The organism is Rhodococcus wratislaviensis (assembly GCF_900455735.1).
GTDB classification, from domain to species: domain Bacteria; phylum Actinomycetota; class Actinomycetes; order Mycobacteriales; family Mycobacteriaceae; genus Rhodococcus_F; species Rhodococcus_F wratislaviensis.
On sequence record NZ_UAUI01000001.1, the window covers coordinates 282,971 to 300,669 of the forward strand.

17 protein-coding genes are annotated in these 17,699 nt (G+C 67.5%); 10 read left to right on the top strand and 7 right to left on the bottom strand.

Features of this window, described 5'->3' with window-relative positions:
• Both DTA22_RS01275 and DTA22_RS01280 read right to left on the bottom strand, forming a co-directional pair.
• Complete coding sequence (locus tag DTA22_RS01275; protein ID WP_112298267.1) at positions 1 to 1,236, bottom strand: hypothetical protein; 1,236 nt, start codon at positions 1,234 to 1,236, stop codon at positions 1 to 3.
• A 213-nt stretch (positions 1,237 to 1,449) separates the two neighbouring features.
• Positions 1,450 to 2,979, bottom strand: coding sequence for a hypothetical protein (locus DTA22_RS01280; RefSeq protein ID WP_112298268.1), 1,530 nt, complete (start codon positions 2,977 to 2,979; stop codon positions 1,450 to 1,452).
• Positions 2,980 to 3,168: 189 nt separating this feature from the next.
• Here DTA22_RS01280 and DTA22_RS01285 point away from each other — a divergent pair, with 189 nt between their 5' ends.
• The 5 genes from DTA22_RS01285 to DTA22_RS01310 all read left to right on the top strand — a co-directional run bounded on the left by DTA22_RS01285 (position 3,169) and on the right by DTA22_RS01310 (position 7,781).
• Positions 3,169 to 3,651, top strand: coding sequence for a DUF1931 family protein (locus tag DTA22_RS01285; RefSeq protein ID WP_037234037.1), 483 nt, complete (start codon positions 3,169 to 3,171; stop codon positions 3,649 to 3,651).
• Between the two features lie 188 nt (positions 3,652 to 3,839).
• On the top strand, positions 3,840 to 4,262 hold the full coding sequence (locus DTA22_RS01290) for a hypothetical protein (protein WP_112298269.1): 423 nt from the start codon (positions 3,840 to 3,842) through the stop codon (positions 4,260 to 4,262).
• Positions 4,263 to 4,533: 271 nt separating this feature from the next.
• Positions 4,534 to 6,003: an APC family permease gene (locus DTA22_RS01300; RefSeq protein ID WP_037233903.1), complete on the top strand. Its 1,470-nt coding sequence runs from the start codon at positions 4,534 to 4,536 to the stop codon at positions 6,001 to 6,003.
• Positions 5,987 to 7,426, top strand: coding sequence for an FAD-binding oxidoreductase (locus tag DTA22_RS01305; protein WP_174233727.1), 1,440 nt, complete (start codon positions 5,987 to 5,989; stop codon positions 7,424 to 7,426). Before DTA22_RS01300 ends, DTA22_RS01305 begins: the two co-directional genes overlap by 17 nt.
• A 13-nt stretch (positions 7,427 to 7,439) precedes the next feature.
• Positions 7,440 to 7,781, top strand: coding sequence for an HNH endonuclease (locus DTA22_RS01310; protein WP_037233907.1), 342 nt, complete (start codon positions 7,440 to 7,442; stop codon positions 7,779 to 7,781).
• Between the two features lie 12 nt (positions 7,782 to 7,793).
• Here DTA22_RS01310 and upp read toward each other — a convergent pair whose 3' ends face one another.
• From upp to DTA22_RS01325, 3 genes are read right to left on the bottom strand one after another with little or no spacing between them, the layout of a single operon-like run.
• On the bottom strand, positions 7,794 to 8,423 hold the full coding sequence (upp, locus tag DTA22_RS01315; protein WP_005246597.1) for a uracil phosphoribosyltransferase: 630 nt from the start codon (positions 8,421 to 8,423) through the stop codon (positions 7,794 to 7,796).
• A gap of 20 nt (positions 8,424 to 8,443) precedes the next feature.
• Positions 8,444 to 9,709, bottom strand: coding sequence for a URC4/urg3 family protein (locus DTA22_RS01320; RefSeq protein WP_112298272.1), 1,266 nt, complete (start codon positions 9,707 to 9,709; stop codon positions 8,444 to 8,446).
• The gene (locus tag DTA22_RS01325; RefSeq protein WP_112298273.1) at positions 9,706 to 10,977 is read right to left on the bottom strand and encodes a GTP cyclohydrolase II; all 1,272 of its coding nucleotides are present in this window, start codon (positions 10,975 to 10,977) and stop codon (positions 9,706 to 9,708) included. Before DTA22_RS01325 ends, DTA22_RS01320 begins: the two co-directional genes overlap by 4 nt.
• Before the next feature lie 270 nt (positions 10,978 to 11,247).
• On the opposite strand from DTA22_RS01325, the gene DTA22_RS01330 reads away from it, so the two are divergent.
• Entirely contained in the window at positions 11,248 to 12,633 is a 1,386-nt protein-coding gene (locus DTA22_RS01330) for a DUF2252 domain-containing protein (RefSeq protein ID WP_112298836.1), read from the top strand.
• Between the two features lie 250 nt (positions 12,634 to 12,883).
• On the opposite strand, the gene DTA22_RS01335 is transcribed toward DTA22_RS01330, so the two are convergent.
• Complete coding sequence (locus DTA22_RS01335; protein ID WP_255309369.1) at positions 12,884 to 13,177, bottom strand: hypothetical protein; 294 nt, start codon at positions 13,175 to 13,177, stop codon at positions 12,884 to 12,886.
• Positions 13,178 to 13,360: 183 nt separating this feature from the next.
• Between DTA22_RS01335 and DTA22_RS01340 the strand changes: the two genes are divergently transcribed.
• Positions 13,361 to 13,969, top strand: coding sequence for a TetR/AcrR family transcriptional regulator (locus tag DTA22_RS01340; RefSeq protein WP_112298275.1), 609 nt, complete (start codon positions 13,361 to 13,363; stop codon positions 13,967 to 13,969).
• Positions 13,970 to 14,006: 37 nt separating this feature from the next.
• Here the strand turns inward: DTA22_RS01340 and DTA22_RS01345 are convergent, their stop codons facing one another.
• The gene (locus DTA22_RS01345) at positions 14,007 to 14,801 is read right to left on the bottom strand and encodes an IclR family transcriptional regulator (protein WP_112298276.1); all 795 of its coding nucleotides are present in this window, start codon (positions 14,799 to 14,801) and stop codon (positions 14,007 to 14,009) included.
• A gap of 87 nt (positions 14,802 to 14,888) precedes the next feature.
• On the opposite strand from DTA22_RS01345, the gene DTA22_RS01350 reads away from it, so the two are divergent.
• Genes DTA22_RS01350 through dmpG form a run of 3 tightly spaced genes read left to right on the top strand, consistent with a single transcriptional unit; the run spans position 14,889 to position 17,679 of the window.
• A complete protein-coding gene (locus DTA22_RS01350) occupies positions 14,889 to 15,701 on the top strand; it encodes a 2-keto-4-pentenoate hydratase (protein ID WP_112298277.1) in 813 nt (270 codons plus the stop codon).
• Positions 15,698 to 16,669, top strand: a complete 972-nt coding sequence (locus tag DTA22_RS01355; RefSeq protein WP_112298278.1) for an acetaldehyde dehydrogenase (acetylating) — start codon at positions 15,698 to 15,700, stop codon at positions 16,667 to 16,669. The genes DTA22_RS01350 and DTA22_RS01355 overlap by 4 nt, the downstream gene beginning before the upstream one ends.
• Positions 16,666 to 17,679 (top strand): 4-hydroxy-2-oxovalerate aldolase, encoded by a 1,014-nt coding sequence (dmpG, locus tag DTA22_RS01360; protein ID WP_112298279.1) that lies wholly within the window; start codon positions 16,666 to 16,668, stop codon positions 17,677 to 17,679. The genes DTA22_RS01355 and dmpG overlap by 4 nt, the downstream gene beginning before the upstream one ends.
• The last annotated feature ends 20 nt before the right edge of the window (positions 17,680 to 17,699 follow it).

Consider the following 17,699-nt stretch of genomic DNA (forward strand, 5'->3'; position numbering starts at 1 on the left):
TCAGCAGCGAGCGTTTTCGGCGGGCACCAGCAGCGGCTCGGACGCGGCCGTCGCCGGGGCGCTGGTGACGGCTGCGACGGCGAGCGCGGCGCCCGGCGGCAGATCCGTCCGGACGATGCCGTACACCTGTTGTGATCCGGGCTGAACGGGCAGTGTCACGTCACTGGTGGCCCGCGCCTCGCCGGAACAGCGGTCGTACACGTTGACCTTCCAGGTCACGGCGCCGACAGCCGCTGCCGGATCGAGGCGCATGTCGACGCGGATCGCGCATGCTTGCCCGGGCCGGCACTCCCCGTTGGCGCGCGTGACCGTGACGAGGGTGATCGGCCCCGCGCTCGCGGGGGCACCGACGTCGACGGGCGGCGGCGGCCGGCCGGCATCGATCGTCGGCGGCGCCGGCTGATCAGCCGGGGGTTCCGGTGGAGGCGGCGGCGACACGGCCCGAATCTGATTCTGCTCCGTGGGATTCACGGGATTCAGGACGGCGTCCCATCCCCGGCGCAGCTCCGACCACACCCGTGGAGCCATCCACGCTGCAGCGACGAGTAGCAGGATCGCGATCAGGCCGACTGCTCCTTGCCGCCGCGACGGCCGTCTCCTCTTGCGATGCCACGGATCCCGGACCGGCGGGAACCATCCTGACGGCGCGAGGGTGGGTCCGGCCGCCACAAAGGGCCAGTCCTCGACGTCCGCCCGCTCCCCCACCACCCGGCTGTCAGGACGCGGCCGTCCCGTGGTGGCCGCGACGAGCCCGGCGAGTTGGCAGCGCCGCCTTCTCTCCTCGGCCGGGTCGACGTCCGGTGCGATCGCTCGACGAACCCTTTGCACCAACGCATCCAGATCCGTTGTTTCGGCGAGCGATTCGTGCAACCGGTCGGCCAGTGCCGAATCGCGGCCGTTCGTCGCGATACTTCGGAAAAGCTCGGCCACCTCCTCGTTCGTGTCGTGCCGGGACGCACTGCCCGCGCACTCGATCGTGAGCTGGCCACTGTCGGACACCGTCACGCCCCGGAGGCGGAGCGGGTAGGGCCCCTCGCCACGCGCCAATTCGAGCTGATGGAGCGCATCCGCGACGAGCAGCGCGGCCTGCGCTGGTGTCAACGTCGCCACCGCAAGGAGTCTTCGGAGTGCGACGCCGCCGACACGTTCGTCGTGATCCATGTGATCGGGTGAGTCGGATCGCACATCGGCGGGTTCGGTTCTCCTCGCAAGGAGCCCTGTCACTGCTTCGATCATCGCGCACCCCGACGCTATGCCTCCCGCACGGTTGAGACGCGACCGGAGCGGGCGGCGGCGGACCTTGAGTTGGGCTTACTCGCTGCCGAAATCCATTACGCCTGCGTCATTCATTTAACTCCGCGGCGCACTCCGGCGTCCGAGAAATCGCCTCGTCCGCTTCGACACAATTCGGTGTCGTCGATCCGGACCGCCGGGGCGCACCTGTGTCCGTCAGCTCCCGCTCGGCGGTACGCCGAACGCGCGCATCACGATCGCACCCCAGTCCCGCGACATCGGGCACGGTGGAGGATCCCGGTGGTCCAGGAACCGGATCACCTCGTCGTCGAAGGCTGCCGATGTGGGCAGCGACGAGTGTGCGGCGCGGACCGGGCAGCCATTGCGTTCGACGTCCAGCCTCCAGCCGTGCGGCATCAGCGGAAGATCGGCAGCCGAGGTGATACTCAGAACACGCACCTCCCCGGGCAGCGGCTCGCCGAGAATGGCTTGTGCGCTGCCGGCGGTGCCGAGCAGTTGCCGTGCCGCGGGCGTGTCCGGGTCGAAGTGGAAGAAGACGACGTCGGTCACGGGCGCCGCCCACCGCAACAGGTCGCCGAACACCCTGCCCGGTCGGTCGACATCCGGAGGCGGAAAGCCGAGCGGGGTCTCCGGAAAGACACCCACCAGCACCAGCACATCCACCCGCGCCCGACCCGTGGCGACCGCTTCCCACGCAATCCAGGCGGCGTGGGAATGTGCGGCAACGGTCAACGGCCGCTGCAGGTTCACGATCTGTTCGGCAAACAGCGAGACCTGTTCCTCGACGGGCCGCTGGGTGTCGGCAGGTTCGTACGGGGCCCCCGATCTGATCGGACACGTCGAGTCGCGCTGAGGCTGTCCGTCACCGGGGCCGGCGTAGGAGAAGTAGTAGACCTGATCGCATTCGTAACCCAGCCGGTGGACGTCCGCCCGGTGCATGCTCCCCTGCCCCGAACGCGAATTGATTCCGGACATGATGAACAGCGAACCGGCCTGTGGTGACCCGGTTTCCGGATCGTCATAGCGTCGTGTCTGAACAAAGACCACCGACATCGCAGTCAACGCGACGAGGACGGCAGCGAGCGCCGTGACGGGCCGGGTGAGCGGCGCACGGTCCATCGCCCACACCGTCAGCCCCGTCGCCGCAGCCGAAATCGGCACGAGCAGCACAGTGACGGCCGGGGCCCGGTCGGCCAGAGCGCCGAGCCCGAGGACCGCCGCGCAGTACGGCACCATCACCTCGATCCGCAGGCCGCGGCGCCACGCCCGCGCCATCGCCCCGCGCAGGGTGACCCCGCCCTGCCACGGGACCGGGCCGAGTATCACGACCAGCAGTCCGACCAGCCCTACCGCCGGCCAGAACGCCCGCGAATACAGCGTCGCGTACGCGGTCGCGTCACCGAGCGTCGCCAGGAGTACAGGGCCGAACGCCGTCGCGTAGAACATCGCGGCGAAGCGGAGGCGTCGGGCATCGAGTCCACCGAGAAGCCAGGCCATCAGCATGACCCGCACGACCGACACCACCGCCAGCAGCACCAGGAACTGGGGCCACGAGGCGGTACGCACCAGCAGAAGTCGCAGGTCCGCGAACTGATCCAGCGGCGGCAGCGCGACCAGGTGCAGCAGTCCCGGCCAGACGGGAATCGTCCCGCTCGCCGCGAGCACGACGACGAGCACCGCGACGGCGGCCAACGGCAACCACCGCGTCCACTTCGTCGACGTCATATCTTTCGCTGTACTCGCTGTTCGTGGTCCTGCACAACCCATGAGCAGGCCACATGGGCCCGGTTCTCACGTCCGGAGCGTGGACAGGGCGGCCCTCACACCGGACGCAGGACGTCGTGCCGGACAACGGCATACCCTGTGCGCGCGGTTCGCCGGATGTGTGACCGCATCGCGGAGGATGATCACCTCATGGAACGTGCGGAGGTCGGAAGCCACGGGGCGCTCATGACGTTCGACCAGTTCGCGGACATCTTCCGGGACGTCGCCAGCCTCGGCGTCGTCAGGGACGATTTTCACCGATTCGACGACGTCGTCACCGCGAAACTCTACGACCTGCTCCTCGTCGCGCAGGAGAGCGCGGCGGCCCAGCACCGGCACATCGTCGAACCCACCGACCTGCCGATCACCAGAGGGTTGCAGGAGAACATCGGGTTGTTCCGCGAGCTCGGCCCCAGCCTTCGGGTTGACCCGATCGTCGAACGGTTGGCCGACTACCCGCCTCTCGACGGCATCCTCGCCACCGAAACCCGCTCGGGGCTGCCCGACATCACCGGCGGACTCAGCGTGGCCCTCGCGCGCACCTTCCGCACCGTCTACCCCGAGTTGAGAACCGTGCGGGCACGAACCACGCACTGGTCGGTGATCAGTACCCTCGTCGACCTCTATCTCTGACGTCCCGGCCGCAATAGGCCACTGCCCTTTCACGCATTCGGAACTCCCCCTGGGGTGCAAACATCCACCCCTGGATGGATGGCCGATCACCCCTTTAGGGGGCGTTGCCGGGCCCGCGTTCCGGCGAAGACTGGTGTTCGTCCACAAGGGGACACGGAAATCCACACACCACACTCAGGAGCAACGCAATGAACTCGACGAAGACACGCATCGCCGCAGCAGCCGCAACGGGCGCCGCCCTCGGACTGGGAATGTTCATGGCCCAGAGCGCCACTGCCGCCGCCGCACCCGCCCAGTCGACGTTCCCGCAAGTCGTCTCCCCCGAATCCGGACTCTCCCCGTACAAGGTCGAGGTCAGGGACCGTATCGGCTGCGCAAACGCATGGCCCATGGTCGCCTGCGACGCCCCCGACGAGGACGTGCCCGACCAGGTAACCCTCGTCGAGCCCGGCACCACCCTGGTCGAGCCCGGCGGCACATCCCTCTTCGGCCCCGCCGCCGCTTCCGTGCACTCCCAGCAGGGCGCCACCATCCACCAGGTCAACTACCCCCTCGAGCCCGACGACGGCGTGATCTCCCACTCGCTCGATCCCGACATGCCCTGGATGTGACATTGGTGCGACGCCGACTCACTCAGGATCACTAGTACAGTCTCGCGGCCGCCGGGGCCAATGGCCTCGGCGGCCGAGACGTGTGCGATGACGCGTGCCGTGCGCGTCTCGGAGTATTTAGACAGACGAACCATCGATGACATCCGCACCCTCGAGGAGGACGATAAAACAGACCGGTCTCGCTCTGATCGCGGAACGAGCCTCGTTGTGACGGGTCTCTTCGAACGATTCCACTTCTCCGCAGTTCCCGATTGAACGTGAGGCGGCCGAGATGACGGCAGAAAACGTGATGGGCGCACAGAACGCCGATCAAGAATGTCAAGACTGCGGCTACAAACCGGAGCTGAAGCGAACCCTGGGCTCCTTTCAGGTGTTCGCCGTCTCGTTCGCATTCATCTCGGTGGCGGTCGGGATCTTCGGCACCTACGACGACGTACTCCGAGACGCCGGGCCGGTGGGAATCTGGCTCTGGGTCATCGTGGCACTGGGGCAGACCCTGGTGGCGCTGGTGATCGCCCAATTCGCGGCCCGCATCCCACTCAGCGGCTCCTCCTACCAATGGGCCTCGCGGCTGGCGAACCCGAAAGTCGGCTGGCTGTTCGGTTGGCTGACCTTCTGCTACCTGGCGCTCGGCGTGGTGACGGTCGACAACGCGATGGCAAGCTCCGCGCTCATGCCGCTGTTCGGCATGCAGCCCGACGAGGACACGGCACGCGTGATCACGCTCGTCGTAGTGCTTGTTCAGGCGGTGCTCGTCGTGTTCTCGACGCGCCTCGTCGGCTTGATCACGTCGGGCGCGGTGGGGCTCGAACTGGTGATCGTCGTGGTGCTGGCAATCGGACTCTTCGTCGCTGTGGCGATCACGGGCGAGGGCTCGGTCGACAACCTCACCTCGCGCGGTATCACCGAGGGCGCCCCCAACTATTTCGCTGTCGGCGGCGGGTTGATGGCTGCGATGATCATGGGGCTCGCCACGCTCGTCGGCTTCGACTCCGCGGCGAATATGGCTGAAGAGGCCAAGGATCCGTTTCGCAGCGTCCCGCGCGCGATCGTGGGATCGGTCGTGGCGGCGGCAGTGCTGGGACTGGTGTTCTTGATCGCGCTCACGATCGCGATCAAAGATATCCCCCGGGTGAGCGCCAGTGACACGCCGGTGGCGGCGATCCTGCGCGATCAACTGGGTCCGGTGATGGAGAGGACGCTGCTGGTCGCGATCGCGTTTGCATTCTTCGGCGCCGGGATGGTGACCCTGGCCACCTGCTCGCGGATGGTGTTCGCGATGTCGCGCGACGCACGTTTCCCTGCTTACCGACTGATGCGCCGGGTCAACCCGCGTACGCAGACACCCATTCCGGCGACCATCCTGATCGTCGTCGTGGGAGTCGTCCTGATGGCCGTGCTGCCTGGTGGCGCACTGCTGGAGTTGCTCACGGTCGGGACGGTCATCTCGGCGGTCCTCTACGGCGCGATCATCGTCCTCTATCTTGCGGTGCGGAGACGACTGGATCGTAAGGAGGGCGCGTTCGATCTCGGTCGCTTCGAAATGCCGGTCGCGATCGGTGCGCTGGTCTGGTCGGCTGTCGTGCTGTTCGTCATCGTGTCGCCCTCGAGTGCCGTGACCTCGATCCTGATAGCGGTCGGGTTGCTCCTCGCGGGCGGGGTGTACTTCGCCTACCTGTTGATCTTCAAACGCGAGGTACTGGACACCGAGCCCGGAGACGCCGATGTCTTCTCACACTGATCGTGAGGTGAAGCCCCTGACTGCCACTGTCGCGAAGCTGACGGGTGAGGTGGTCCGTGCGGGCGATTCCGGCTACGAGGCGGCGCGGGTCGGCTGGAACCGCCTGTATTCCCGGTACCCCGAGGCCATCGTGTTCTGCTGTGACACACAGGACGTGATCAATGCGGTTCGCTGGGCTCGCGAGGAAGGCATCGCCCTGCGTGCCCGCAGCGGCCGCCACAGCCTCGAAGGCTGGTCGTCGATCGACGGCGGGCTGGTCGTCGACGTCAGTCGGATGAAGAGCATCGTGATCGACGAAACGGCACGCACGGCGACGGTCGGGACGGGTCTGACGCAGAAGGAGACGGTCGCGGCCCTCGGGCAACGCGGCTTCGTCGTACCGACCGGCTCGGAGGGCGGCGTCGGTCTCGGTGGTGTGATTCTCGGGGGTGGCTTCGGGCTGCTGACCCGCTGCATGGGCATGGCGTGCGACAACCTGCTCGCCGCGGAGGTCGTGGTGGCCGACGGCTCGCGCTCGGCGAAGATCGTGGAGGCCACCGAGCACAGCAACTCCGACCTGCTGTGGGCGTGCCGTGGTGGAGGCGGCGGTAACTTCGGGATTGCGACGTCCTACACGTTGAGGCTTCACGAGCTCTCGAACGTCACATTCCTCGTCGCGCGGTGGACCGGTCACGGCGACCTGGCCGCCCTGCTTCGCACGTGGCAACGCGACGCTCCGGTCGCCGACGAGCGGCTGACCAGCGCGCTCGAGGTGGATTCGAGCGCGGTCGAACTGTCTGCGCTGATGTACGGCGGTTCGCGGCGAGAACTCGAGGACCAGCTGCGCTCGCTGCTGACGATCGGGAATCCCGACGTGAGCGTGACGGAGGACGCCTGGCCGACCGTGTACGGCGAGGTCGACAGGGGGCCGAACGACGTCGCACTCTGGAAGTTCTACTCGCAGTTCGTCACCCGCCCCTTCCCTGACGAGGCGATCGATCTGATCGTCCGCCGTATGGGTAAAACGCCCAGTCCGCCGAGCAACTTCTTCTGCTCGAGCTTCGGTGGGGCTGTGCGGAAGGCGCCGCCCGGCGGATCCGCGTTCCCGCACCGTGACGCGCTGTTCTACTGCGAGCCGGGCGCCGCCTGGAACGACCCGGCCCTGAACTCGACGGCGCTGGGCTGGGCGACCGACTTCTGGCGCGCACTGCGCCCCTACGGCGACGGCGCCTACGTCAACGTGCCCAACGCCGCCGAGTCGGAATGGGAACGTGAGTACTACGGCTCGAACCGCGAGCGGTTGCGCGAGGTCAAGGCCACCTACGACCCGGAGAACGTGTTCAGCTTCGAGCAGAGCGTGCCCCTGTCACCGGCTGACCCGTCCCGAGTCCTACGCTGGGGCGATGGCGGTCAACCGGAGTCGCAGGGCCAGGGGCGCCCGTAAACGCAAGCGTCGGATGGAGAGTGTCGAGCACGACCTCACCGCCGAGCAGTGGAGTGCGCTGACCGAGGCGTGGGGTGGCTGCGCGTACTGCGGCGCGACCGACAAGCCGCTGCAACGCGACTGCGTGCAGGCACTGTCCCGCGGCGGGCGTTACACCCTGGACAACATCGCCCCGGCCTGCGGCTCGTGCAACGCCAGTAAATGCAATGACGAAGTCACCGGCTGGCTGCGGCGCAAGCGACTCGACGAGCGCGCCTTCCTGCTGCGTCACGTCGAGATCAAGACAGCACTCGCGCTGCGATTCCCCACCCACCCGGACACCGAACTCGAAGCGCCGGAAACCACTGCCCTGTGACGACAGCGCCTGCTACTTGGTGCCGAAGAGGCGGTCGCCGGCGTCCCCGATGCCGGGCAGAATGTAGCCGTGTTCGTCCAGTTGGCGGTCGACGGCGGCAGTGTAGATCGGGACGTCGGGATGCGCCTTGTGCAGGGCGGCAACGCCTTCGGGGCAGGTCAGCAGGCACACGAACTTGATGGATTTGGGGCCGCATTCCTTCAGCCGCTCCACCGCCGCCACGGCAGAGTTGCCGGTGGCCAGCATCGGGTCGATCACCACCACGTCGCGCTCCTGCAGATCGCCGGGCATTTTGAAGTAGTACTCCACGGCTCCGAGGGTTTTGGGGTCGCGGTAGAGACCGATATGGCCGACGCGCGCGCCCGGCACAATTGTCAGCATGCCGTCCAGGATGCCGGTGCCCGCGCGCAGGATGGAGACGAACACCAGCTTCTTGCCGTCGATGACCTTGCCGGTCGTGAATTCCAACGGTGTCTCGACGTCGATCTCCTGCATCGGGATGTCGCGAAGGACCTCGTACGTCATCAGCGCGGAGATCTCGTTCGCCAGTCGACGAAAGCTGTTGGTGGAGGCATCCTTACGGCGCATCATGGTGAGCTTGTGCTGCACCAGTGGGTGGTCGATCACGTGTACCGTGCCCATGTATTCGTCCTCGTTTCGTTCTAGAAGACCGTGCCGTCGCTGACGACGACCAGCGGCGGCAGCCCGCCGCGCGAGCGCTGTGCCAGCGCACGGCCCGCCGCCCAGGTGCCGCCTTCCAGGACGCAGGCCAGCGGCATCGCCCGGGAATCCACGCCCAGGCGCGCGCGCACCTGCGGGGCCAGTTCGTCCAGGAGTGCAACCGTCAACGCCCGCCACTCGACTACCAATTCGTCGCCGGCCGTCCAGCTTTGCGCAGCCCAGGCCCGATCGTGCAGGCGGAGCACGCCGGTGTCGAGAAGCAGGCCGCCGTTCCGGTACTCGGGCAGGCCGGTCAGCGCATCCACCCCGACCACCCGAACGCCGGCCCACTGGAAGGGCTCCAGCAACGAATAGCACAGCCACTGCGACAGTTTGTGAAACGGCATCCAGCCCTGGGTCAAGCCGGGACCGGCCACCGCGTCATGGCGCCAGCAGTCGCCCAACGGCTCGGCACCGATGGCGTTGCCCGCAGGCCAGATGCCCGACAGCGACGTCAGGAGCTGCGACAGGATGTCGTGGGCCGCGACCGTCGCCGTGGCCGCACCCTGCGGGGCGACCAGCAGGTCGAACAGGCCACCCGGCCTGCCCTGCGAGCCGAACACGTCGGGCCGTGCGCCGAGCACCTCACCCAGCCGTCGCAGGAGCAGCACGCGACCTTCGAGTCCCACCAGCGGATTGGACGGGCCGGCCTGGAACACCTCGGCCAGCCGGTTCGCATCCAGGCCGCGCAGTCCGGCCGCATCTACCTGAAGCGGGTGTGCCGCGTCGCTCGAGAACAGGCCGCCGAGAAACGCGTGCCAGCTCGCGACGCCCAGGCCCTCGGAACGGGCGAAGCTCTGCCCGCTGGCTGCCTCGTCGTAATGCCAGTCGGGACCGGCGCCTGCATCGAGCAGCACGCTGACCACGGCCAGGTCGATCATGGCGCGAGCGCGGACCGGCGCGTCCAGCGCAGCCAGCCGTGTGTCCAGCTCGGCCTTGCGGTCTACGCCGCCGGCTTCGAAATGGCGCCAGCGGCTGTGGTACGGGATCTTCAGGTCCGGATAGCGGGCACGCGTGACGTCGGCAACCTCGGCCGCGGCCGAGTGCAACGCGTCGTCGTCGACGGCGAACCAGAGTGAATCGCCCTCGCGCGCACGGGACAGCAGCTGTCGTGCGCGCTCCCGCACAGCCGACGTGGTACGCAGAGCCGCGGCCGCACCCTCCGCCCGCCCGGTGTCCAGGTCGGGACGGACGCCGATCACGCTCATCCGTCCAACTCCCGGCCCTTGACCTTCGCCAGTTCGTCCGCGTCCGGCACCGCGCCCGGCGTGAAGTAGCCGGCCGCCATCTTGGCGTCGATCTCCACGCGCGCGTCGGCCGGGATCAGATCCGCGGGGAGGTCCACCCTCTCCACGACCTCGATACCCGAGCCGGTGATGGCGTCGTACTTCATATTGCTCATCGAGACCAGGCGGTGGATCTTTCTGACGCCCAGCCAATGCAGAACGTCGGGCATCATTTCCTGGAAGCGCATGTCCTGCACGCCGGCCACGCATTCGGTGCGGGCGAAGTACTGATCGGCCGTGTCGCCGCCCACCTGGCGCTTCCGCGCGTTGTAGACCAGGAACTTGGTCACCTCGCCGAGCGCACGGCCCTCCTTGCGGGAGTACGCCACCAAGCCCACACCACCGCGCTGCGCACCCTGGATGCACTCCTCGATCGCATGCGTGAGGTACGGGCGGCAGGTACAGATGTCGGAGCCGAACACGTCCGACCCGTTGCATTCGTCGTGTACCCGTGCGGTCAGCTCCACGCCAGGATCGGCCAGGTCACGCGCGTCGCCGAAGATGTACACGGTCTGACCCCCGATCGGGGGCAGGAACACCTCGAGGTCCGAGCGCGTCACGAGTTCGGGGTACATGCCGCCGGTCTCCTCGAACAGCACGCGGCGCAGATCCGTCTCGCTGCAGTGAAAGCGCTCCGCCACACCCGGCAGGTGCCAGACGGGTTCGATCGCCGCCTTGGTGACCAGCGCAGCACCGCTGGGCAGCAGGAAGCGGCCGTCCGGATGCAGACGACCTTTCTGGATAGCCTCCATGACCTCCGGCAGGATCACGTGCGCCTTGGTCACCGCGATGCTGGGGCGGATGTCGTGACCGGCCGCCAGTTCGGCGGCGAAGACCTCGGCTACCGTGGCGCCCCACGGGTCCAGGCTCACGATCTTGCCGGGCTCGCTCCACTGCGGATACGGGCCGATGATGTTGGTGGGCGCGGTATTGGTGAGGTCGGCCTTGTGGTGGCGCGACAGCGCGCCCGACGCCACCGCCAGTGCCCGGTAGATGCTGTACGAGCCGCTGTGCGTTCCGATCACGTTGCGGTGGGCGCGGTTGGTGGTGGTGCCGACCACCGGCCCGCGCTCGGACGCCGTGGGTGCTCCCCAGTGGATCGGCAGGGCTCCGACACCGCCGCTGTGTGAGGTCAATCGGATGTGGCCGCCGGCGGACTCGGGGGTGGCGGCGACGGATTCAGCGGACATGGCGTTCCTCCGTTAAGGAAGGCCCGGCGGCACGGCATGCCGCCGGGACGTGTCTCCAGCGCCGGATGCTGCCGACCACCGGAAACCGAAGCATAACCACTCGGCCGCCACAATGTCGTGTGGCGGAGACGGCAACCCGTCCTGGCGATACGGCAGCACGATGGATCGGGCTCGCGAGGCCCATTCTTCGCAGGTACCGACGGCAGACGCGCGCGACGGGATGGCGCCGACGAGCGGATAGCCGCGAGGCCCTGGGATAGTGTCGCCGTGGTGACGAAGAATCGAGCGCGAGCCGTCGACCTGCGAACCCAGATCGAGGCGGACGATGTCTTCGCGCGTGGCGACGCGTTGCGGGCCACCGTGCCGTCGAGTGCGCACGAGAGCGCCGCGGCCGGCGCAGGACGGCCGGATGTGCTCGAATTCGTCGAGACCAGCAATCAGGGACGGCTGGCAAATCTGATCCCGCTGCGAATCGGCCGGATGATCGCCTCCCCGTTCGCCTTCTTCCGCGGCGCCGCCGGCCTGATGGCGGCCGACCTCGCCACCTCGCCGGTTACCGGATTGACAGCGCAGCTGTGCGGTGACGCCCATGCTGCCAACTTCGGCCTGTATGGGACGCCGGACGGTCAGATCGTCATGGACATCAATGATTTCGACGAGACAGTCCCCGGCCCGTGGGAATGGGATCTCAAGCGCCTCGCAGCAAGCCTGGTCCTCGCCGGACGCGAGGGCGGTGTGTCCGAAAGCGGCTGCATCGAGGCCGCCGAAGACGCCGTCAAATCGTATCGACGCACCATCCGCGATCTCGCCGAACTGCCATTCCTTCAGTCCTGGAATGCGTTGCCGGACAAATCGGTGCTCGAGCGGGCAAAGGCCGACGCGCTGCTCGACGACTTCGACAAGGCTGCGCAGAAAGCACGACGTAATACGAGCGAGAAGGTGGCGGAGAAATGGACCGCCCACCTCGAAGATCACGATACCGGGATCCGCCGACGACGGTTCATCGACGACCCGCCGATCCTCACCCACGTCGATCGCGCCACCGCCGATGCCGTGACCGATGGTCTGGAACGGTATGTCGAGTCACTGCGCGAGTCTCGCAGGAATCTGATCACCCGATTCGCCGTGTCCGACGTCGCGTTCCGGATCGTCGGAACCGGCAGCGTGGGTCTGCGCAGCTATATCGCCCTGCTGCACGGTAATCGGGACGAGGTGCTCGTACTTCAACTGAAGCAGGCCCGGCCGTCCGCACTATCGGCGTATCTACCTGTCGACGAGCCGAAACACGAGGGCAAGCGGATCGTGCACGGCGCCCGGCTGGTGCAGGCGGAATCAGACATTCTGCTGGGTTGGACGACCATCGACGGCCTCCCTTACATCGTGCGGCAGTTCCGAAACCTCAAAGGGGACATCGATCCAACCGGTCTGGAGCAAGACCATCTCGACGACTACGGCCGGCTCGCCGGCGCCCTGCTCGCGCGTGCACACACCCGCTCGCTCGATCCGCGGGCGCTCGCCGGGTACTTCGCCAGCGACACGGACCTCGACGAGGTGATCGGACGGTATGCCGTCAGCTACGCCGATCAGACCGAAGCCGACCACGCAACGCTGGTCGCCGCGGTGAAATCGGGGCGGATCGCAGCAGAGCCGGCCTGACGCGGCACGGCGGAATTGCCCAGTGCGGAACGTGTAGCCAAGGGGTGGCGAGCCGAGAAAGGTCGCCACTCCCCCGAGATACGAGGCGCGGTTGCACCTCGTATCCACCCGAGCCGGAATGCCTCGGATGCGTGAGTGTGAGTGGCGACCTCTTTCGTCGCAACCAGAACATACCTCGCTCCCCCGACACGAATTGTCACCCCTTAGGCCATGGAGCCGGCGGTGCGAGTGAGAGCCTCCGCGCGCGCCGCTACAGGCGTTCACCGGGCTCGGCAGCTGCCGACCGCCCGCGCCGCCAGCTCATCCACCGGACGGACACGGCAAGCACACGCGGTACGACGAGATACACCGCGGTGGGAACGACTACACCGGTGAGCGACAGGGCCCGCAGCCACGTCGGCCAGGCGGCCGTGATCGGGCCCGACAAGGCCATAACGGTCATGCCCAACGTGACGAGCGGGAATATCGACACCCAGGTGGCGACCACCCGCACGTGGATGGACGGAGGCGGCGCCGGCACGAGATCCCGAGCAAGCCGGTTCACCCGTACAGGCCGGTACCTCGTAGTCGTCGGAGCGAGATGTTCCACCACCGCGGATGCGAGAACGAGAGATTCCATCCTGAGGCAACCCTTCCCAAAACTCCAACTATTCAGTTGCACTTTGACCGTAGAGCCCGAGGCGGCAGATTGCAACCAAACAGTTGGAGTCTGTCGTAGGATGCAGCCGTGGCGTGGGATACCGAACGAACCAAGAAGCTCCTCATCCAGGCCGGAGTTACCGAATTCAGTTCGTTCGGCCTGGCCGGCGCCCGTGTCGATCGGATCGCCGACACAGCAGGAGTGAACAAAGAGCGCATCTACCAGTACTTCGGCAAGAAGGAGGCGTTCTTCAGCGCGGTACTCGAACACGAACTGGCAACCACGCTGGCCGCTGTCGAACTCTCCGGTCACGGGGTCCCCGCCATCGCAGACTATGCCGGTCGCCGATTCGACTACCAACGCGAGCACCCCACTTTCACGCGGCTGCTGTTCTGGGAAGGACTCGAGCTCGAGGCACCTGTCGCGGAAGCATCACGACAGAAGCACGCTCGAGCGTTAGTCGCCAGCGCACGGGAAGCGGTCCCCGAACTGTCCGAGAGCGATGCACAGGAACTGCTCATCACTGTCATCACGCTCGTCGACGGATGGGTAGCTCTCCAGACCGCAGACCGGCTGTTCTCGACACCCCTTCCGCGTGGTCGCGACCGGGACTCGCGCCGACGCGACTTCATCGTCCTGACAGTCGAGGCCGCGACCCAGGCCGCACTCACCCGAGCCCAGTCGGCCCGGACATAGCCGTCGCGTCATCTCTGCGAGGGTCAGGATCGGCGCTTCATGCTCGACGGTCTCGATCACCACCCTCGGTGAGTGCACGGGTAATGCTCAGGGCGGTCGTATGCACAGCGGGACCGACTCGTCGGATGTCGACCTTACCGATCCACCCGGACGCGGAGACGGCCGCCACCGGCGGACCGTCGTCGACGCGAACGGCGCTGGCAACGCATGCGACGCCCGGCGCCGACTCCTCGTGCTCGTAGGCGATGCCGCTCGAAGCGATCCGCCGCAACTGCCGCACCAGCGGCCCGGGCGCGGTGATGGTGCGTGGACCGACCCGGACCAAGCCGGCTGCCAGCACGTCGCCGATCACCTGAGGCGATGCTCCCGCGAGCAGGGCCTTGCCCACCCCGGTGGCGTGCGCGGGGAGACGACCACCCACGCCGGACGGCAGCCACGGTGCGTCCCGCCCCGGCAGGATCTCGACGTAGACCACCTCGGCGCCGTCGAGGATCGCCAGATGCACCGTCTGCCGTGTCGCCTCCCGCAGGTCGGCGAGGAACGGCAGCGCCACCTCGCGGACCGACCGGCGACGAGAGGCCCGCTCGCCTAGCTCGAACAGCCGAAGGCCCAGCCCCACCTTGACACCCCGGCGTTCGAGAAACCCGACGCCTTCCATCTCCTTCACCAGCCGCGACACCGTCGCCTTCGGTATCCCGGTCCGCCGGGTCAACTCGTTGACGCCCAGCGCCGTGTCGGTGGGACCGAACGCGGCGAGCAGATCCGACATTCGCCGGACCACCGATGTCGGCTCGTCACCCCGTTCCACAGTGTTCCGTTCTACGGGACTCATTCGTTGAGTATCACCATCCGGCCCGGCACAGTACAAGCAACAACGCACCCAACATCCATCTCGAATCAGCACACCGTGAGGTCATCGATGCCAACCACCACGTCCAAAGCCCTGTCGAATTCGTCGATCGTGGCCGCAGCCGACCGACTTGCGGCCGCAACCGCGGGTCCGTGCGCACCCGTGCGAGATCTACTGGGAGTCACCGATATCGACGCCGCCTACGCCGTCCAGCAGCGGTTGACCGACCTCCGCGTCGCCGCCGGCGGCACCATCACCGGACGGAAGATTGGCCTGACCTCCCCCGCCGTGCAACAGCAACTCGGAGTGGACCAACCGGATTTCGGTGTGCTGTTCGCCGACATGGACGTCACCGGCCTACCCGAGGTCCCGAGCGGCCGGTTGCTGCAACCGAAGGCCGAGGCCGAAATCGCCTTCGAACTCGGTGCCGACCTCGTCGACGGCGACCTCGGCCTCGCCCAGGTGCGCGCCGCCGTCGCCCGCGCCGCAGCAGCCCTCGAAATCGTCGATTCCCGCATCGCCGACTGGGACATCACCATCACCGACACCGTCGCCGACAACGGCTCCTCCGGCTTGTACGTCCTCGGCGAAAGCTGGCTCACCCTCGACGAATTCGAACCCCGCGAGGTATCCATGCGCCTGTTCTCCGGCGAGGAATTGGTGTCCGAGGGCACCGGCGCCGCCTGCCTCGGCGACCCCCTCCAAGCCCTCGCCTGGCTCGCCCGCACCGCCCGCGACTACGGCCACCCCCTGCGCGCCGGGCAGGTCATCCTCTCCGGTGCCCTCGGCCCGATGGTCCCCACTCCACCCGGAACGGTCATCCGCGCCGAACTGTCCACCCTCGGCACCGTGACCGCCACCTTCTCGAAGGACAACGCATGACACACACCCACAAGATCAAAGTCGCGATCATCGGATCCGGCAACATCGGCACCGACCTGATGATCAAGGTCCTGCGCAACTCCGACAGCCTCGAGATGGGCGCGATGGTCGGCATCGACCCGACCTCAGACGGCCTCGCCCGCGCCGCCCGCCTGAACGTGCCCACCACCGCCGACGGCGTGCACGGCCTCATCGCCCTCGACGGCTTCGACGACATCGACATCGTCTTCGACGCCACCTCCGCCAAGGCCCATCAGGCCAACGCCGCAGCGCTGGCCCCCTACGGCAAGAAGCTCGTCGACCTCACCCCCGCCGCGATCGGCCCGTTCGTCGTGCCCCCGGTCAACCTCGACGAGCACCTCGACTCCGGCGTCGACAACGTCAACATGGTCACCTGCGGCGGCCAGGCCACCATCCCCATGGTCGCCGCCATCTCCCGGATCACCCCCGTCGCCTACGCCGAGATCGTCGCGTCCATCGCCTCCAAATCCGCCGGACCCGGCACCCGCGCGAACATCGACGAGTTCACCGAAACCACCTCGCACGCCGTCGAACAGGTCGGCGGCGCCGCCCGCGGCAAGGCCGTCATCATCCTCAACCCCGCCGAACCACCCCTGCTGATGCGCGACACCGTCCTCGCGCTGATCGGCAACGCCGACCACGACGCGATCCGCGGCTCCGTCGCGGAGATGGCCGCCCGGGTCGCCGAGTACGTCCCCGGCTACCGGCTCAAGCAGGACGTCCAGTTCACCCCGATCCCCGACGGCGAACCCGTGCACACCCTGCTGCCCGCCGGCGGCGGCCCGGTCACCACCAAGGTGTCGATCTTCCTCGAAGTCGAGGGCGCCGCGCACTACCTGCCCGCCTATGCCGGCAACCTCGACATCATGACCTCCGCGGCCCTGCGCACCGCCGAGTCCATCGCCCGGCGCATCCAGACCACAATCCCCGCGGAGGCACACCAGTGACCGACACCCAGCTCTACATCCAAGACGTCACCCTCCGCGACGGCATGCACGCCGTCCGGCACCGCATCACCCCCACCGACGTCGGCCGCATCGTCGCCGCTCTCGACGCGGCCGGTGTCGACGCCATCGAGGTCGCACACGGCGACGGACTGGCCGGCGGCTCCCTCAACTACGGCCCCGGCAGCAACACCGACTGGGAATGGATCGAGGCTGCCGCCGACAACCTGAACCACGCCACCCTGACCACGCTGCTGCTGCCAGGCATCGGCACCATCGCCGAACTCGAACACGCCTACCAGCTCGGTGTCCGCTCCATCCGCATCGCGACGCACTGCACCGAGGCGGACGTGTCCGCCCAGCACATCGCCAAGGCCCGTGAGCTCGGCATGGACGTCTCCGGATTCTTGATGATGAGTCACATGAGCACCGCCGACGACCTGGCCAAGCAGGCGAAGTTGATGGAATCGTATGGGGCGCACTGCGTCTACGTCACCGACTCCGGTGGCCGCCTGACCATGGACGGGGTCCGCGACCGGGTTCGCGCCTACCGGAACATCCTCGACCCCGCCACCCAGATCGGCATCCACGCCCACGAGAACCTGTCACTCTCGGTGGCCAACAGCGTCGTCGCCGTCGAGGAGGGCGTCACCCGCGTCGACGCATCCCTCGCCGGGCACGGCGCCGGCGCCGGCAACTGCCCACTCGAGGCATTCGTCGCCGTCGCCAACCTCCAGGACTGGAAACACAACTGCGACCTGTTCGCCCTCCAAGACGCCGCCGACGACCTCGTCCGCCCCCTCCAGGACCGGCCCGTGCGCGTGGACCGGGAAACCCTCACCCTGGGCTACGCCGGTGTCTACTCCAGCTTCCTCCGCCACGCCGAAACCGCCGCCAAGCAGTACGGCATCGACGTCCGTACCATTCTCCTCGAAGTCGGCACACGCGGACTCGTCGGCGGACAGGAAGACATGATCACCGACATCGCGCTCGATCTCAGGTCCGAGGACTGAACAGCTCGAAGGGCAAGTGA

Coding starts and splice junctions, on each gene's coding strand:
- DTA22_RS01275 (WP_112298267.1), bottom strand. CDS start 1,236: ATGATCGAAGCAGTGACAGGGCTCCTTGCGAGGAGAACCGAACCCGCC.
- DTA22_RS01280 (WP_112298268.1), bottom strand. CDS start 2,979: ATGACGTCGACGAAGTGGACGCGGTGGTTGCCGTTGGCCGCCGTCGCG.
- DTA22_RS01285 (WP_037234037.1), top strand. CDS start 3,169: ATGGAACGTGCGGAGGTCGGAAGCCACGGGGCGCTCATGACGTTCGAC.
- DTA22_RS01290 (WP_112298269.1), top strand. CDS start 3,840: ATGAACTCGACGAAGACACGCATCGCCGCAGCAGCCGCAACGGGCGCC.
- DTA22_RS01300 (WP_037233903.1), top strand. CDS start 4,534: ATGACGGCAGAAAACGTGATGGGCGCACAGAACGCCGATCAAGAATGT.
- DTA22_RS01305 (WP_174233727.1), top strand. CDS start 5,987: ATGTCTTCTCACACTGATCGTGAGGTGAAGCCCCTGACTGCCACTGTC.
- DTA22_RS01310 (WP_037233907.1), top strand. CDS start 7,440: ATGGAGAGTGTCGAGCACGACCTCACCGCCGAGCAGTGGAGTGCGCTG.
- upp (WP_005246597.1), bottom strand. CDS start 8,423: ATGGGCACGGTACACGTGATCGACCACCCACTGGTGCAGCACAAGCTC.
- DTA22_RS01320 (WP_112298272.1), bottom strand. CDS start 9,709: ATGAGCGTGATCGGCGTCCGTCCCGACCTGGACACCGGGCGGGCGGAG.
- DTA22_RS01325 (WP_112298273.1), bottom strand. CDS start 10,977: ATGTCCGCTGAATCCGTCGCCGCCACCCCCGAGTCCGCCGGCGGCCAC.
- DTA22_RS01345 (WP_112298276.1), bottom strand. CDS start 14,801: ATGAGTCCCGTAGAACGGAACACTGTGGAACGGGGTGACGAGCCGACA.
- DTA22_RS01350 (WP_112298277.1), top strand. CDS start 14,889: ATGCCAACCACCACGTCCAAAGCCCTGTCGAATTCGTCGATCGTGGCC.
- DTA22_RS01355 (WP_112298278.1), top strand. CDS start 15,698: ATGACACACACCCACAAGATCAAAGTCGCGATCATCGGATCCGGCAAC.